Source organism: Leptotrichia sp., from assembly GCF_057270615.1.
Genome location: NZ_DBHIXN010000041.1, coordinates 1 through 18,221 on the forward strand (window position 1 = coordinate 1; position 18,221 = coordinate 18,221).

Consider the following 18,221-nt stretch of genomic DNA (forward strand, 5'->3'; position numbering starts at 1 on the left):
CATCTAAAATTGTATGAACTTCTAAATTATTCAACCCAGAAAAAATATTTTCCTTAGCAACCCTCAAAATTCCAGTCATAACTCCCATTTCAAGGTACTCGTTATCTTTTAAAACTAATCCATAAAAACTTTTAAAAAAACTTATAACTTTTTCATAATTTCCTTTTATATATGAATTTATTATAGGCTGATCATATTCATCAATCAATACAATCACCTTTTTTCCATAATATTCGTACAAATATTTTGACAGATTGAGTAAAGAAGCTTCCCATTCTACTGAATCTAACCCTCTTCGTACAGAATTAAATTCTTCAATTTCAATCTCATCCATTTTTTCAGTTAAAAATTTATAATCTGAATATAATCTTTTTACAATTCCTTTGATAGCCTTGAATCCATTTTCCCAGTTTTCTTCTTCATAATTTCTAAATGAAATAGAAATTACTGGATAATTCCCTTGTTTTTCAAAATATTCACTTTTAGAAATTTCTAAATTTTCAAATAACTTTTTATTTTCATATTTATTTTTAACATTAAAAAAATATTTTAACATTGAAATATTTAATGTCTTTCCGAATCTTCTTGGGCGAGTAAATAATTTAACTTTAGAACCATCTTCCAAAATATTTTCTATAAATTTTGTCTTATCAAAATAATAGTAATTATTTTCAATGACATCCTTAAAATCAGATATTCCAACTGGTAGTTTTACTTTTTTGTTATTTTTCATATTCAATTTTCTCCCTTTTTACTTTATATACTCACCCTCATTTAAAATCGAACTATTTAAAATCATCTAAACTTAGGGTTTTAAGTAATTAGCCATAGTTTTTGAATTCAGTTTTACTATATAATTATATCATATCTGTATAATAAAACAAAAATTTATATTTTTTAATTATTTAAATTTATTTTTTTAGGCTTTTAAATATTCTTCTTTTTTGTTATAATATTAGTAAAAATAACAACTTTGGAAAGGAAAAAATAAAATATGAAAAAAATGTGGGAAGGACGGTTTCATAAGGAAACTAATAAATTATTAGAAAAATTTAATGCATCTATTACTTTTGATAAAAGAATGTATGAAGAAGATATTACTGGGAGTATTGCACACAGCAGAATGCTTGCTAAGCAAGGGATTATTGCAGAAAACGAGCAAAAGGAAATTGAAAATGGACTGCTTCAAATAAAAGAAGAGATTCAAAGTGGAAAATTTGAATTTAAAATTGAAGATGAAGACATTCACATGTCGATTGAAAAAAGACTGACTCAAATTATTGGGTCTGTAGCTGGAAAACTGCATACTGCTAGAAGCCGTAATGATCAAGTGGCTCTTGATGTACGTATGTATGTGCGAAAAGAAGCACGAGAAATTTCAAAATTGCTTATAAAAATGGAAAATGTGCTATTGGAACTTGCTGAAAAATATAAAAATGTTATTATTCCAGGATATACGCATTTACAAAGGGCTCAACCTATTTTGTTCTCTCATCACTTGATGGCTTATTTTCAAATGTTTAAAAGGGATATTTCACGAATTGAAGACTTTTTAGAAAGAAGTGATGAAATGCCACTTGGAGCAGGAGCTTTGGCTGGAACTACTTTTGACTTAGACAGACATTTTGTTGCAAAAGAGCTTGGATTTTCAAAACCAACTGAAAATAGCTTAGATTCTGTAAGCGACAGGGATTTTATAATTGAACTTGCGATGATTATTTCTGTAATTTCAATGCATTTGTCAAGATTTTCAGAAGAAATTATTATTTGGTGCACTTCTGAATTTTCTTTTATAAATCTTGATGATGCCTTTGCAACTGGATCTTCAATTATGCCACAGAAAAAAAATCCTGACATTGCAGAGCTTGTAAGAGGAAAAACAGGTAGAATTTATGGAAATCTTATGGGAATCTTGACTACAATGAAAGCACTTCCACTAGCCTACAATAAAGATATGCAAGAAGATAAAGAAGGAATTTTTGATTCGATTGACAATATTAAATTATCAATTGAAATTTTTTACTCAATGCTTAATACACTTACAGTAAATAATGAAAAAATTTATGCTTCAATGAAATCTGGTTTTCTAAATGCAACAGATGTAGCTGATTATTTGGCAAAGCACAACGTTCCATTTAGACAAGCTCATAAAATTGTTGGAGAAATTGTATCTTACTGCGAAGATAAAAAAATTGCAATTGACGATATGAAACTTGAAGAATTTCACAAGTTTTCAGATATTTTCAAAGATGACATTCTTTCTGAAATCACAATTGAAAATTGTGTAAATAAAAGAAATTCCTTTGGTGGAACTTCAATAAAAAATGTCGAAATGCAAATTGAAAATGGAAAAAAATTTTTACAAGCTCTTTAGTTAATTATATACTATTTCCCATTAAAGCAATAGATTTATTATAAAATCTATTTAACAAGAGGTCTCGATCCTTTGCCATAAAAAAATAAATAAAATATAATTTCTATTTTTTAAATGGGATTTAGTATTAGATAAAAATTTCAAAAAAATTATTCATTTATAGCAAAAAAAATTATTTGATAATACTATAGAAAGGAAAATTTGCACAATGAAGGAAATTAGACCAGCCCAAGAAAAAGATATTCCCAAAATAGAAAATCTGCTAGAACAAATTTTATTAGTTCATCATAAAGTCCGTCCAGATATTTTCAAAGCAACTGGTAAAAAATATAACATTCAGGAACTTACACAAATGTTAAATGATCCTAATAAGCCAATATTTGTAGCAATAGATAAAAATGACAACGTAATTGGCTATATTTTCTGTATTTTTAAACAGCAAATAAATCACAATGTGCTGACTGATATAAAAACATTATTTATTGATGATCTTTGTGTCGATGAAAGTTCACGTGGACAAAATATTGGAAAAAAACTTTATGATTTTGTACTAGATTTTGCGAAAAAAGAAGGATGTTATAATTTGACATTGGATGCTTGGGCTGACAATGCTGGAGCTGTAAAATTTTATGAAAAGCTAGGAATGAAAATTCAAAAATATATTTTTGAAGAAATTTTATAATTCTCTCTACAAAGTATTTTGATCCTTTTCAATAATTAAAAAAAATAATAATAATCAAAAAGAGGCTAACGCCTCTTTAAACTTATCAAACTATTCTATTCTTTAAAAAATCATAAATTTTTATCATTCATATCAATGTCAAATTTATATTGAATTTACATTAAATGAAATAGATTCCAAAACTTTTAGTAGAGCATCTGTTGTGTCAAGCGAAGTAAGACAAGCAATTTCCTGTTCACTTGCAGCACGTCTAATTTTAAATCCATCGTTTCTAGCAGTTTTCTTTTTAGCTGCTGTATTTATTACCATATCAACAAGACCTTTATAAATCAGTCCTAAAACGTCATGTTCATATCCTTCTTCTTCAATTTTTCCAACAGTTTCTACACGTAACCCTTTATCCTCAAAATACTTTGCAGTACCTTTAGTAGCCATTATATGGTATCCCAAATCAGAAAATCTTTTAGCCAAGTTATATGCTTCTTCTTTGGCTGTTCCACTAATTGTAAACAATACACTTCCTTGATCTTTAACTTTTATTCCTGCTGAAACAAGACCTTTATAAAGTGATTTTTCAAGATTTTCATCACTTCCCATAACTTCTCCAGTTGATTTCATTTCAGGTCCTAATGTTGTATCGACATCTTTTAATTTTTGGAAACTGAATACAGGAACTTTTGTATACACCTTTTTACTTTCTTCAATTAATCCAGTTTCATATCCTTTGCTTTTTAACGATTCTCCAAGTATTCCTTTCATAGCAAGATTTGCCATTGGAACTCCTGTAATTTTACTTAAAAACGGAACTGTTCTAGAGCTTCTTGGATTTACTTCCAACACATAAACTTTCCCTTCACTAATTACATACTGAATATTTAAAAGCCCAATAATATTAAGTCCTTTTGCAAGCCTAACTGTATAATCAATCAATGTACGTTTTTGTGGTTCAGTAATATTTTGTGGAGGATAAACAGCAATAGAATCTCCAGAATGGACTCCAGCTCTTTCGATATGCTCCATAATTCCAGGAATTACAACTGTTTCCCCATCACAAATCGCATCTACTTCTATTTCTTTTCCAACTAAATATCTATCAGTCAATACTGGATGATCAGGCGATACTTTTACCGCATTTTCCATATATTGTCTAAGTTCTTCTTCACGATACACAATTTCCATTGCTCTTCCACCTAAAACATAAGATGGACGTACTAAAACTGGATATCCAATTTCTGAAGCATTTTTTACAGCTGTTTCTGTATCAAATGCAGTTTTTCCTAATGGTTGAGGAATATTTAACTTATGCAGCAATATTTCAAATTTATCACGATTTTCTGCATTGTCAATTTCTTCAAGTGCTGTTCCTAATATTTTTACACCATGTTTTGACAATTTTTCAGCTAAATTAATTGCAGTTTGCCCACCAAACTGAACAACAACACCTTCAGGCTGCTCAAGTTCGATTATTGCCATAACATCTTCTTCTGTAAGCGGCTCAAAATAAAGTTTATCAGAAATTGAAAAATCTGTAGAAACTGTTTCTGGATTATTATTTATAATAATTGCTTCGTGTCCAGATTCTTTTATTGCTTTTACAGCATGAACTGTCGCATAGTCAAATTCTACACCTTGCCCAATTCTAATGGGCCCTGAACCAAGTACAACAATTTTTTTCTTATCTCCAATAACACTTTCATTTTCCTGTTCATAAGTCGAATAAAAATAAGGAGTTTCTGATTTAAATTCTGCTGCACAGGTATCAACCATTTTAAACACAGGCTTGATATTATATTCTTCACGAAGTTTATAAACTTCATCTTCTGTCGTATTCCAACGATGTGCAATAACTTTATCTGAAAATCCGTATCTTTTAGCAAAAAGAAGTACATCTGGATTATTAACATTCGCTTTTAATTCCACTTCAATATCAATAATATTTTTCATTTTATCAAGGAAAAACATATCAATTTTTGTCATTTCATGTATTTGCTTTGGAGTAACTCCTCGTCTTAATGCTTCTCCAATGAAAAACAATCTTTCATCTCCAGCCTTCTGAATTCTTTTCAAAATATAATCTAAATTAAATTCATCCCCATTTGGAAGCCCTAAATGATGAACTCCATATTCTAGTGAACGAATAGCCTTTAGCAAACTTTCCTCATAAGTTCTACCGATTGCCATTACTTCCCCAGTAGCCTTCATTTGTGTTCCTAAATGTCTATCTGCCTTTTCAAATTTATCAAATGGAAATCTTGGTATTTTACTTACAACATAATCAAGTGCAGGCTCAAAGCAGGCATAAGAATTTTTTGTAACAGGATTTATAATTTCATCAAGTGTAAGTCCAACTGCAATTTTTGCAGCGATTTTTGCAATCGGATAACCTGTCGCTTTTGAAGCAAGTGCTGATGAACGTGACACTCTAGGATTTACTTCAATAATATAATAATTAAATGAATATGGGTCTAGTGCCAACTGAACGTTACATCCACCTTCAATCTTCAATGCTCTTATTATTTTTAGTGAAACATCCCTCAACATATGATATTCCCTATCTGTCAATGTTTGCGATGGTGCAACTACAATCGAATCTCCAGTATGAATCCCAACTGGATCAATATTTTCCATATTGCAGACAACAATCGCCGTATCATTACTGTCACGCATTACTTCATATTCAATTTCCTTATATCCTGCAATTGATTTTTCTAATAGGCATTGAGTTACTGGAGAATATCTAAGTCCGCTTGTAACAATTTCTTCTAGCTCTTCGTCATTGTGGCAAATTCCACCACCAGTACCTCCCATTGTAAACGCAGGTCTTACAATTACAGGATATCCAATTTCTCCAACGAATCTACGTGCCTCTTCCAAATTATGAATAATATCTGATTCAGGTACAGGTTCTCCCAGTTCATTCATCAGATTTCTAAATAATTCTCTGTCTTCAGCTTGCTTTATAGAATCAAGTTTAGTTCCAAGAAGTTCTACTTTACATTCTCTCAGCACTCCAGATTTATGCAATTCCACAGCCAAATTTAAACCAACCTGTCCTCCAAGAGTAGGAAGCAATGCATCTGGTCGTTCTTTTCTTATAATCTTTGACACAAATTCAACAGTCAATGGCTCAATATATACTTTATCTGCAATTTCTTTATCTGTCATAATAGTAGCGGGATTAGAATTTACAAGAATGACTTTGTATCCTTCTTCTCGCAATGAAAGGCAGGCCTGTGTCCCTGCGTAATCAAATTCAGCAGCCTGTCCAATAATTATTGGACCTGATCCTATCACTAAAATCGTTTCTATATCTTTTCGTTTAGGCATTTTTTACATCTCCTTTAGTTATTTTATTATTTTTGTTCGTATTTTTATTTATATAGATATGTTCGACAACCTAATTTTTTTATTAAATTCTAAAATATATAGTTTTGAAACAAGTCTAATGTTAAAACTACTAATTTCGATTTTTTTTCATATTTTCAATAAATATGTCAAACAAATAATTCGGATCGTGTGGCCCCGGTGAAGCCTCTGGGTGATATTGCACTGAAAATACTGGATATTTTTTATGTCTTACACCTTCACAAGTTCTATCATTTACTGCAATATGCGTTAATTCCAGATCTGTATCTTTTAATGAATCAATATCTACTGCAAATCCATGATTTTGTGCTGTAATGTCAATTTTTCCTGTCTGCAAGTTTAATACTGGCTGATTTGCTCCACGATGTCCAAATAATAATTTATATGTCTTGGCTCCACATGCAAGCGAAATTAGCTGATGACCCATACAAATTCCAAAAATTGGAACTTTGCCTATTAATTCTTTTAATGTAGCAATTGTTTCTGGGACATCTGTCGGATCTCCAGGCCCATTACTTAACATTATTCCATCAGGCTTTTGTCTTAAAATCTCTTTAGCTGTTGCATTATGAGGCATTACAACAATATCACAATCTCTTGAATTAAGCTCTCTCATAATTCCTGACTTCATTCCTAGGTCAAGCAATACAACTCTCATACCTCTTCCAGAAGAAAGAAATGCCTTTTTTGTCGACACTTGTTCAATCTGATTGGTTGGCAATGAATTACTTTTCAGATTTTCTACAACTTCTTTCGGATCTTTATCTGCACTTACGATAATTCCCTTAATTGTTCCGTGTTCTCTTATTTTCTTTGTCAAACTACGTGTATCAATCCCTGAAATTCCCGGAATATTTAAGTCTTTCAAAACTTCATCCAATGTAAATTCATTTCTAAAATTAGAAGGCTTTCTACATATTTCACGAGTTATAATTCCTTTAATACTTGGATTGATAGTTTCATAATCATCCCTATTTATCCCATAATTTCCAATTAATGGGTAAGTAAATGTAATAATTTGCCCATTATATGATGGATCTGAAATAGTTTCCTGGTAACCAGTCATTGCAGTATTGAAAACAACTTCTCCAGCCATTTCCACATCTGCTCCAAATCCATATCCCTTATACACGCTGCCATCTTCCAAAACAAGCTGCTTATCTAATGTGTACATAAATACTACCTCCCTAAAATTTTATAATGATTTAATCCATTTTTTATTTGTTTAAATGCCATTAATATGTATGATTTGTGATATAGTAAAATTACTTAAAAGTCAAGCTAAAAAGTTATGCTAATATCTCTAATCTCATAATTATACTATATTTTTCAAGTTTTAGCAATAACATAACAAAATTATTTTTTAATTTAAAGTAAAAATTTTGATTTTTATTGAAAAATATGTTATAATCTCAACATCTTTAAAATTGTATTAATTAAAAAATTACATATTATTTGAATTAAAGGAGGAAATTATGTTTTGTACTTTAGTTTGCTGTATGGACGGAAGATTTGTCAATGTCCTTAATGAATATATTAGAAATAATTACAAATATGATTTTGTTGATACTATTACTGATGCAGGAATTGTAAACAAAATTGCTAATAATAAAGATTACTTAAAAAGCATTGAAGATAAGGTTGTACTAGTTTCAGTTGACAAGCATAAGTCTAGCCATATTTTTGTAGCAGGTCATGGTGACTGTGCCGGATGTCAGACTAGTGATGAAATTCAAAAAGGATATGTTTGTGAAGCTGCTAAGAAAATTCATCTCAATTTGCCTCATAAAGCTGTAACAGGGCTTTTTGTTTATGAAAATGGAAAAATTGAAATTTTGTCTAATTATAATGCAGGCAATTAATACATTTACTGCAAAAATATACAAATCTTTAGAATATTAACAAAATAAATATAAAGCAAGGGGTAAAAATCCCTTTGCTAAAATAAAAAATAAAATTATATTAAAAATCATCTAAAACTTAGAAGTTCGGTTTTAGATGTATTTTATTATATATAAATAAAAATTTAGAAATAAAATCAATAATAATGTTTAGCATTTAACATCTTTTCAGCATCTTTATAATTGGGCATATATTTTTCTATATAATTATAAAAACTTTTTCCGTGATTTGGATATTTTAAATGTGTCAGTTCATGCAAAATTACATATTCTATCTCAAAAGATGTTCTTTTTATAAGCTCTGTATTAAGGTTTATATATTTTTTTTTATAATTGCATGAACCCCATCTAGTCTTCATTGGCTTTATTGTTAGCTTTTCTATATCTTCATCCAATATTTCCAGCCACTTTTCCATAAATTTAAAAAATATTTTTTTAGCATTTTCAAAATACCATTTTCCCATAATTTTTTTCTTTTCATCAAAATTTTCAAAAATATTTTTATTTACAGTTAAAACTATTTTATTTGGCATGATATTATTTTTTAAGCTCACACCATTAAAATTACCTGTTTTTACAACTAAATCATATTCTTTTCCTAAAAATTTATGAATTTCTCCAGTCTTATATTCAAAGGCTTTTTGTTTTTCTTTTACGTTCTCGATTTTTTTTAATACACTTTTTATCCACTCCTCTTTAGAACGAATAAAATTTTCAATATAATCACGATGTAATTTCATTGGAACAGAAATATAAACCTCCATATTAGGTTTTATTCGTAAATTTATATTTTTTACTTTTTTCCGATGAATCTCATATCCTAAAATTCTCTCTTTATCCATTTTTCACTCTATTCATTTCCTATTTTTTTATTATTTTGGAATTAACAAATACTTTCCTCGCATTTTCCAAAACATCTTTTTGCAGCTTGTAAGTTGTAAGTTTTAAAGCCTCTTCATAAGTGCACCATTGGAAATCTTCAATTTCAGAAGTATCAATTTTAACATTCTCATCTTGAGTAATTCCAGCAAAAATTGTAACTCTTTTAATAGTTTTTTCATTTGGAATATATTTTATCAAATGCTCAAAATTTGGAATAATTTTTACATTTACACCTGTTTCCTCAAAAACTTCACGAATCGCTGTCTGCTCTTTAGTCTCGTTATTTTCAATATGACCTTTTGGAAATCCCCAGTTCCCATTGTGCATTTTTACAAGCAAAATTTTTTCTGTATTTTCATTAAATACAATCGCTCCACAAGAATTTTCATATTTAAAATCATTTTTTAAATTATAGTACTTTACAATATATTTTAACAGCTCTTCCTTTTCATTTATAATTTCATCTCCAAGAACAAGTTCATAAAGTCTATTTTTTACTTCTCCAATTTCTCGATTACTAAATTTAAGATTTATCAAATCAATTCCTGTTATATCCAGATCATTAAATTGTGGTACTTTACCTTGTTTTTTTATATTTTCAATTTTGTTTTTAAAATTTTGCAAGATTTGATTATTTTCTGAGCGAGTCCTTATGCCTTTTGAATTTAAATCAGCCAAGAACAAATTAAACAGCCTTTTTAAATTTCTTTCTTCCATTTCAATAATCAATTTTTTTAATGTTTTATCTGAAACTTCCTGATAAATTAGCATATGATTTTTTACAATTTTTTTTACTGAATTTGTAAATTCATTTGAAACTCTAAGCTGCCTTAATTCTTCTTCAGCAATTAACGTGCTTTCCTTTTCATGCCCATAAAAATGAAAAACTCCTTTTGCATCAATAATTTTTACATTAATTTTTCCCAAATCATGAAAAAGTGCAGCAAATCTGGTAATAAGATCATAATCGCAAAGATGAATAACTTTTATTATATGATTAAACAGGTCATCTGGATTATTTGGATTATTTTGATTAAAATTATATGCATAACGAAACTCTGGAATCAACATTTCAAGTACTTTTAATTTTTTCATTTCAATAAATGCTTTTTTCACAAAATGTCCCATTAAAATTTTACTTAATTCATCAAATACTCTTTCCTTTGATATTTTTAGTAAAAATTTCCTTTTTTTATAAATAGCTTCTGCTGTTTTTTTATCTAGATTAAATCCTAACTTTGAGACAAACCTAAAAGCCCGTAAAATCCTAAGTGCATCTTCTTCTATCCTTAATTTAGGCTTTCCTACAAATCTTATTACTTTCTGCCGAATATCCTGCATTCCTCCGTATAAATCAACTATTCCAGTCTGCTTGCTGTAAGCCAGCGAATTTATTGTAAAATCACGTCTTGCCAAATCTTCCTCGATTGTTTTTACAAATTTAATTTCTTTAGGATAACGGCTGTTATAAATTCCAGTTTCTTTACGAAATTTTGCTATCTCATAACTTTTTCCATTGACTTTTATCATAAGAATTCCAAAATGTGCTCCTACTTCCTTTGGACTGTAATTTGCAAAAATTCTCTTTAATTCTGAATATTCTATGTCAGTCGCAAAATCATAATCTCCTGGATCCCTATTTAGAATTCTATCTCTAATTGCCCCTCCAACAATAAATCCTTTTCCATTTTTATTTAATTGTTCTAATATGAATTTTACATCATTATCCAGATCAAATCGCATTCCAAATACGTCCTTTCAATTATTTTGTTAGTCTAACCATTTTTTATATTTTAATTCAAAATTAAAACTATTTTTCTAAAAATTTCATTCTTAATAATAGACCTATTCGATAACCCAAATTTTTTTATTTTCTCAAATCTTAAATACATATAGCTTCCAAACAAGTTTAATATAAATTTACACAATAACAAGGGGATCTAACCCCTTGCCAAATAACTATTTGCTTGACCATACTCTCAAATTACTGATTATCAAGTAAATCTAATATTTTTTTTAATTTTGCAATATAAAATCCGTCCATATATTCATTTTTATATGAAATATAAGCTCCACCAACTTCATCTTTTATAATTTCAACATTTTCTGGAATTTCCAAATCTAAAATTTCCAAATCCTTATATTTTTCCAAAAAATACCGAATATTATTTGTGTTTTCATTCTTAGAAAAAGTACAAGTGCTATAGACTATTTCTCCTCCACTTTTTAAGCATTTATATGCACTTTCAAATATTTTTTTCTGAAGTTTTTTTAAATTTTTTATATCATTTGCAGTCAAATCATATATTTTTTCAGGCTTTTTCCGAATAACTCCAAGCCCGCTGCATGGCATATCCAAAAGTATTTTATCAAACACCGTGTCTAAATTATCAATTTGTGCAGCATCGTTTAATTTTACTTCAAAATTATTGTAGCCATATTTATTTTTTAGTTTTTTTAGTAATTTTACCTTATGTTCGCGAATATCTGTAGAAATTAATTTTTTAGGATTAAACAGCTGTAGTGCCGCAAGAGATTTTCCACCAGGAGCAGCACAGGCATCAAGCACAGTTTCTCCATTTTTTACGTCTAAATTTCTCACAGCCAAATAAGACGATGCATCCTGAATCACAATATCTCCATTTTTATAAATTTTTGTATCAAAAATGTTCGCATTTGACAAGTAATAAACCTCGCCAACAGAAAATAAAATATCTGTTTTAATTTCTTTTAACGCTTTTTCAAATTTTTCTCTCGTAATTTTATTCTTATCAAATCTAACTGATAAATAGCTTCTTTTTTTATAAGATTTCATTATTTCTAAATAACTGTCTGGATAATCAATTTTAAGTTTATTTACAAACCACTGAGGATAAGATAAAATGATGCTTTCCCTTTTATCTATAGGAATATTGTTGTCATATTTCTTCTTATTTTTCAAAATTGTCTGTAAAGTTGCATTTACAAATCCGACTTGATGCTCATTTATAATTTTTGCAATTTCGGAAGCTTCAAATATCACCCCTGCATTATCCGACTCCATAAAAAACATCTGTGCAACTGAAATTCTCAAAAGCTGTTTTATTTTACGTTTTTTTACATTCCGTGTACCATTTTCAATTAAATAGTCGATATAAATCAAATTTTTTATTACAGTATTCACAAGATTTTTGACAAAAGTCTTTTCCTTTTGTGTATAATTTTTTTTAGAAAAATAATAATTTAACTGAATATTGCTATATTTTTTTTCATGCAAAATATCATCTACAATATCTATAATATCCAGCTTTATGCTTTTTTCCATTTTTTTTTCTGCTAATTTTTTATTCTTTATCAATTTTTTCCCTTCTAGTTTTTAAACTATTTTTATTTCCATTCCCATTTTTCAATTTTTACATTTACATCTTTATCAGCAAACACACTTATTCCATCTGCATCTTTTTCAGGAAATATCCTTGATGAAAATACTTCCTGTCCATCATTAATAAACACTTCCACAGAAGAATTATCTACAAATACAGTAAATTCCAGTTCTGAAATATCGCCCAAATAAACTTTTCGCAGTCTTTTATCAGTCTGTTCACCTTTTGTTCTGTCTACTATAAATTTCTTGTCATTGTAATCAAATTTTAAAACAGTTTCACTATTTTTACCAATTCTTAGCTTCAATCCACAATTAGAATTAATATTGCTAAATTTAGCTTTTAATTCATAAGTTGTCCCAGTTCCAACCTTTACTTCTCCAGCCACTTTTTCATTAAATTCAATTTTTTCGCCACGTATACTTTCCATTTCTTTTATTGGCAATTGATAAAGTCTTCCATCAATTACTTTTAATTCTCTTGGCAAAGTCAGGCAATGAAGCCATTCATTTTTTACAGTTGGAAAGTCCTCTTCTTCAGGAACTCCCATCCAACCTACAACAATTCTTCTTCCCTTATCATCTTCCATTGATTGTGGCGCATAAAAATCATGTCCTCTATCAATTTCTACAAAATCCGATGTGATCTCAAATTCAGGCTTTTCATAATCCAATTTTCCAAATAAATATCCTGTTTGATATTTATTATTGTACAAATCACCTTCTGGCTCTAGCCCTTGTGGTGAAAATACTAATAAGTCCTTAATCTCACCTGTTTTTTCATCTTTTAGCTGAAAATAGTCAGGACATTCCCACATAAATCCAAAATCTTTAATTTTTCCGTGATTTGCTCCTGCAATTTCTCCCTCAAACTTCCAGTCTTTTATGTTTTCTGAACTGTATAAAACTGCCTTTCCTTCCAAATCTTCACTTTGAATACCAATTACTGCATAAAACTTTCCGTCTTTTTTCCAAATTTTGGGATCTCTTATATGTCGAGTATATCCGCTAGGCTGATTAATAATACTTGGCTCCCATCTTTCAAAATTCTCTCCATCGCTAGAAACTGCTAAACATTGGTAAGATTCTCTATTTCCATCTGCATCTTTTACATTTCCAGTATAAAACAGGTAAAGTTTTCCACTATCTGCAATTGCACTTCCAGAATAGACTCCATCCTTAGAATACCAAGTATCAGGACGTAAAGCTGTTTTGAGTCTTTCCCAATGTAAAAGATCTTCGCTTACACTATGAGCCCAAGTTTTGTTTTTATGAATTGTTCCTAATGGATTCCATTGATAAAACATATGATATTTCCCTTTAAATTGTGAAAATCCATTTGGATCATTAATAAGTCCTACAATTCCTTGAATATGATATTTTTGTCGCCAAAAATCCTTTTCCACAATGTCTTTTTTTTCCAAAACTGACTGTTCTTCATTTTTTTTAACATCTTTGAAATCCATATTTTATCCACCTTTCATATTTTCAATATCTATCTAAATACAATTTAATTTTTTATTAATATAATTTAAAATTTATCTAATTTGTCATAAATACCGCTTTATTTAATTTTTATAGCGTTCACTTTTATAATTTTTATAGTAAATTCATTATATTTTACCACATTTTATTGCTTTTTCCAAATTTTTTGCTCCATTTAATTCTTTAATTCTAACAAATTATTAACATTTATGATGCAAAAATTATAAAATAACTTGCTTTTAATATACTCAAAAAAATACTTTTATTTTTAAAAAAAAATTTAATACTATTTTATAAAGAATTAAAAACTATCATCATAAAAACTTTTTAGAAAAATAAAAAAATGAGCACCTTCACAGTACTCAATAAAATTTTTCTACATTTCCTCTTCAGGATAAGTCATTCCCCATTCTTTACGCAATTTTGTCATAATATCCATAACATCCACAGTGTAATCAAGTTTCATTTTATTAATTCCAGTTTTCACAGATTCTTCCATATTTTGGAGTTCATATTGAAGTGCATTTGCTGTTGTTCCTGATAGAATTTCTTGAACTTCACCTGTTTCGGTATAAACAATTTTAGCTTTATCAGCTCTTGGATATTCTGTGATTTCAATATATGCTTTTTCACAGGCGATTACGACTCTTTTGGGTTGTTTTGAATGAAGTGTAAGAGCGATTGTTGACATTTGTTGTTCTTTATTCATCATAATTATACCTACTTGTTCGTCCACTCCTGTTGGTGCATATTTCACTTGAGAAAGCACATTATTAGGTTTTGAAGTCATAAATAGTCTTGTAATTGAAATTGCATAAACACCTATATCAAGTAACGCTCCTCCTGCAAGATTTCTATTGAAAAATCTGTTTGTCATATCATATTCCTTGTAACTTCCAAAATTAACTTGTATCATTTTCACATCGCCAAGTTTTCCAGAATTTACAATTTCCAAAAGTTCAGCATAAAGTGGCATATTGAAAATTGTCATTGCTTCACCTAAGATAAGATTTTTTTCTTTTGCCAATTTTACAGCTTCTTCCAATTCTTCATTATTTAATGTAATTGATTTTTCACATAACACATGTTTTCCATTTTTCAATGCTTCAATCATAAATTTTATGTGCGTATTATGAGGCGTAGTAATGTATATAATATCAGTTTCATCATCATAAAACATATCTTCTATTTTATCATAAACTTTTTCAACACCATATTTTTTTGCAAAATCTACAGCTTTTTCATGAGTTCTGTTAGCAACTGCATAAAGCTTTTTACCCATTTTTTCAAGAGCTTGTGCCATTTCATTAGCAATTATTCCTGTTCCTAAAACTGCCCATTTTAAATCTTTTTTCATAATTAATCCTCCTTCTTGAAAATATACTTCAAATGATCTTTATTTGTATTTTATCTTATTATTTTACAAAATTCAACTGTGGTATTTTAATTTTTTTGATAAGTTGTAGAGTAATGTAATCTTGATAAAATATAGTAAAATGTAAAAAAGAAGTACCATTTCTGATACTTCCTTTTCTATTTTTAGAAAACCAATTTTTAAGAATTAATTTCAAAAAACTAATCTAAAATTATTTTCTTATTTTATTTTTCCACCTTATAAATCAAATCCTTACCGTCGCTATCAACTTTAACAACACTATTTTCAGGAACTTCTCCACCTAAAATCATTTTAGATAAATTAGTTTCAATATCCTTTTGCACAAATCGTTTCAATGGTCTTGCACCGTAAGCTGGATCGTATGCTTCGTCTACGATGAAATCCAATGCTTTGTCAGTAAATTCAACTTTGATGTATTGTTCTTTCAATCTTTCGTTAATACCTTCAAGGATAAGATTAACAATATTTTTAACACTTTCTTTTCCTAATGCTTTAAACACGATAATATCGTCAATTCTGTTTAAGAATTCTGGTTTAAATCTATGTTTCATTTCATCTAAAACGGCTTCTTTTGTAGGTTCGCTTACCATTGGGTCATTCAAGATGATTTCACTACCGATATTTGATGTCATAATTACAATTGTGTTTTTGAAGTCAACGATTTTACCTTTACCGTCAGTAAGTCTACCGTCGTCTAATAATTGTAATAATACATTAAATACATCAGGATGTGCTTTTTCAATTTCATCAAATAGGATTACAGAATAAGGTTTTCTTCTGACAGCTTCTGTTAATTGTCCACCTTCTTCATATCCAACATATCCTGGAGGTGCTCCTATTAATCTAGTGACGCTGAATTTATCCATATATTCCGACATATCAATTCTTACAATATTGTCTTCATCATCAAACAAGTTAAATGCTAATGTCTTAGTCAAATAAGTTTTACCAACACCAGTAGGTCCTAAGAATATGAACGAACCGATTGGTCTGTTTGGATCTTTTAATCCAGCACGAGAACGAATGATTGTATCGCTAATAGTTTTAATTGCATCATCTTGTCCAATTACTCTTTTCATCATATGTTCAGCCAAGTGTAAGATTTTTTCTCTTTCTCCTTGCAACAATTTTGCAACTGGAATTCCTGTCCATTTTCCAACAACTTCAGCAATTTCTTCACTGTCAATTTCTTGTTTCAATAATTTATTTGCAACAGAAGAATTATCTTTTGCTTTTTCTTCTTCAGCTTCTTTTTGTTTTTTTAATTCTGGCAATTTACCATATTGAAGTTCAGCCAATTTATTATAGTCATTTTTTCTTTGAGCTTCTTCAATTTGTAATTTAATTTTTTCAATTTCTTCATTAATTTTAGCAACTTTTCCAGCTTCCTGTTTTTCTCTTTCCCATTGTGATTTCAATTCTTTTTCTTCATCCTTTAAATCAGCAATTTCTTTTTCAAGAGTAGTCAATCTTTCTTTAGAAGCCTTGTCAGTTTCTTTACTCAACGCAACTTTTTCAATTTCCAATTGCATTAATCTTCTTGTAATTTCATCCAATTCAACTGGCATCGAATTAATTTCAGTTTTTACCTTCGCAGCAGCTTCATCAATTAAGTCAATCGCTTTATCTGGCAAAAATCTATCATTAATATATCTGTCACTCATTGTTGCAGCAGTAACTATCGCATTGTCAGTTATTCTAATTCCATGGAAGATTTCAAATTTTTCCTTCAATCCACGAAGAATTGAAATTGTATCTTCAATGGTTGGCTCATTAACCATTACAGGTTGGAATCTTCTTTCAAGAGCCGCATCTTTTTCAATATATTTTCTATATTCATCAATTGTTGTCGCACCAATTACTTTTACTTCACCACGAGCAAGCATTGGCTTTAAAAGGTTTCCAGCATCCATTGAACCTTCAGTTTTTCCAGCTCCAACGATGTTATGAACTTCATCAATGAATAAAATTATTCTACCTTCACTATTTTCAATTTCTTCAAGAACCGCTTTTAATCTTTCTTCAAATTCCCCACGATATTTAGCACCAGCTACCAACGCTCCTAAATCTAATGAAAAGATTGTTTTATCCTTCAAGTTTTCAGGTACATCTCCTTTCAAGATTCTCTGAGCAATTCCTTCAGCGATAGCAGTTTTACCAACACCAGGTTCCCCAATTAAAATCGGATTATTTTTATTTCTTCTTGATAAAATTTGGATTGCACGACGAATTTCCTGGTCACGACCAATTATTGGGTCCAATTTACCTTTTCTCGCCAACTCAACCAAATCCTTACCAAACTTATCTAATGCTTCGTAAGTACTTTCAGGGTTGTCTGTCATAATTTTTCTTCCTCCTCTAACCTCATTTAAAACATTTTCAAATTGTTTTTTATTAACGCCATTTTCCTTCAAGAAAGAGTTGTTATCAAATGCCGCAAGAAATAAGTGCTCTGTACTAATGTAGCTGTCACCCATCTTTTTAGCATAATCTTCAGCACCGACAATTATTCGATTAACTTCAGCGTTCGGTCTTGCTTCACCAACTCCACCTTCAATTTTTGGCATACTATTTAATTTCGCTTCAAGCTTTTTAGTCAATTCGGCAGGATTAATTCCCATCTTTTGTAGAATGTTAGGAATAAGTCCATCCATTTGATTAATCAAAGCAAGAAGTAAATGCTCTGTTTTTATCTCGGAATGTTTATATCTAATCGCAAAGTTATGAGCTTCCGAGATGGCACTCATACTTTTTTGCGTAAAGTTTTGTTCCAT

At 29.3% G+C, this 18,221-nt stretch carries 12 protein-coding genes; 3 read left to right on the top strand and 9 right to left on the bottom strand.

The window, feature by feature from the left end:
* A partial coding sequence (locus tag ACO409_RS07795; protein WP_485556220.1) for an AAA family ATPase occupies positions 1-733 on the bottom strand: 733 nt, incomplete at its 3' end.
* Between the two features lie 261 nt (positions 734-994).
* Here ACO409_RS07795 and argH point away from each other — a divergent pair.
* On the top strand, positions 995-2,374 hold the full coding sequence (gene argH / locus ACO409_RS07800; RefSeq protein WP_485556221.1) for an argininosuccinate lyase: 1,380 nt from the start codon (positions 995-997) through the stop codon (positions 2,372-2,374).
* 208 nt (positions 2,375-2,582) lie between these two features.
* On the top strand, positions 2,583-3,056 hold the full coding sequence (locus ACO409_RS07805) for a GNAT family N-acetyltransferase (RefSeq protein WP_485556222.1): 474 nt from the start codon (positions 2,583-2,585) through the stop codon (positions 3,054-3,056).
* 144 nt (positions 3,057-3,200) lie between these two features.
* Here ACO409_RS07805 and carB read toward each other — a convergent pair whose 3' ends face one another.
* Complete coding sequence (gene carB / locus ACO409_RS07810; RefSeq protein WP_485556223.1) at positions 3,201-6,383, bottom strand: carbamoyl-phosphate synthase large subunit; 3,183 nt, start codon at positions 6,381-6,383, stop codon at positions 3,201-3,203.
* A gap of 130 nt (positions 6,384-6,513) precedes the next feature.
* Positions 6,514-7,596 carry a glutamine-hydrolyzing carbamoyl-phosphate synthase small subunit gene (carA, locus tag ACO409_RS07815; protein ID WP_485556224.1) on the bottom strand — a complete coding sequence of 361 codons (1,083 nt, stop codon included), beginning with the start codon at positions 7,594-7,596 and terminating at the stop codon, positions 6,514-6,516.
* Between the two features lie 301 nt (positions 7,597-7,897).
* On the opposite strand from carA, the gene ACO409_RS07820 reads away from it, so the two are divergent.
* Positions 7,898-8,284 (top strand): carbonic anhydrase, encoded by a 387-nt coding sequence (locus tag ACO409_RS07820; protein ID WP_485556225.1) that lies wholly within the window; start codon positions 7,898-7,900, stop codon positions 8,282-8,284.
* Between the two features lie 176 nt (positions 8,285-8,460).
* On the opposite strand, the gene ACO409_RS07825 is transcribed toward ACO409_RS07820, so the two are convergent.
* The 6 genes from ACO409_RS07825 to clpB all read right to left on the bottom strand — a co-directional run.
* A complete protein-coding gene (locus tag ACO409_RS07825; protein WP_485556226.1) occupies positions 8,461-9,165 on the bottom strand; it encodes a M48 family metallopeptidase in 705 nt (234 codons plus the stop codon).
* 19 nt (positions 9,166-9,184) lie between these two features.
* A complete protein-coding gene (locus ACO409_RS07830; protein WP_485556227.1) occupies positions 9,185-10,948 on the bottom strand; it encodes an NUDIX domain-containing protein in 1,764 nt (587 codons plus the stop codon).
* Between the two features lie 241 nt (positions 10,949-11,189).
* Positions 11,190-12,542 (bottom strand): 16S rRNA (cytosine(967)-C(5))-methyltransferase RsmB, encoded by a 1,353-nt coding sequence (rsmB, locus tag ACO409_RS07835; protein WP_485556228.1) that lies wholly within the window; start codon positions 12,540-12,542, stop codon positions 11,190-11,192.
* Between the two features lie 29 nt (positions 12,543-12,571).
* Positions 12,572-14,032: a glycoside hydrolase family 32 protein gene (locus ACO409_RS07840; protein WP_485556229.1), complete on the bottom strand. Its 1,461-nt coding sequence runs from the start codon at positions 14,030-14,032 to the stop codon at positions 12,572-12,574.
* A 395-nt stretch (positions 14,033-14,427) separates the two neighbouring features.
* Positions 14,428-15,408, bottom strand: a complete 981-nt coding sequence (locus ACO409_RS07845) for a Gfo/Idh/MocA family protein (protein ID WP_485556230.1) — start codon at positions 15,406-15,408, stop codon at positions 14,428-14,430.
* Positions 15,409-15,650: 242 nt separating this feature from the next.
* Positions 15,651-18,221: ATP-dependent chaperone ClpB (gene clpB, locus ACO409_RS07850; protein ID WP_485556231.1), on the bottom strand; the 2,571-nt coding region annotated here is incomplete at its 5' end.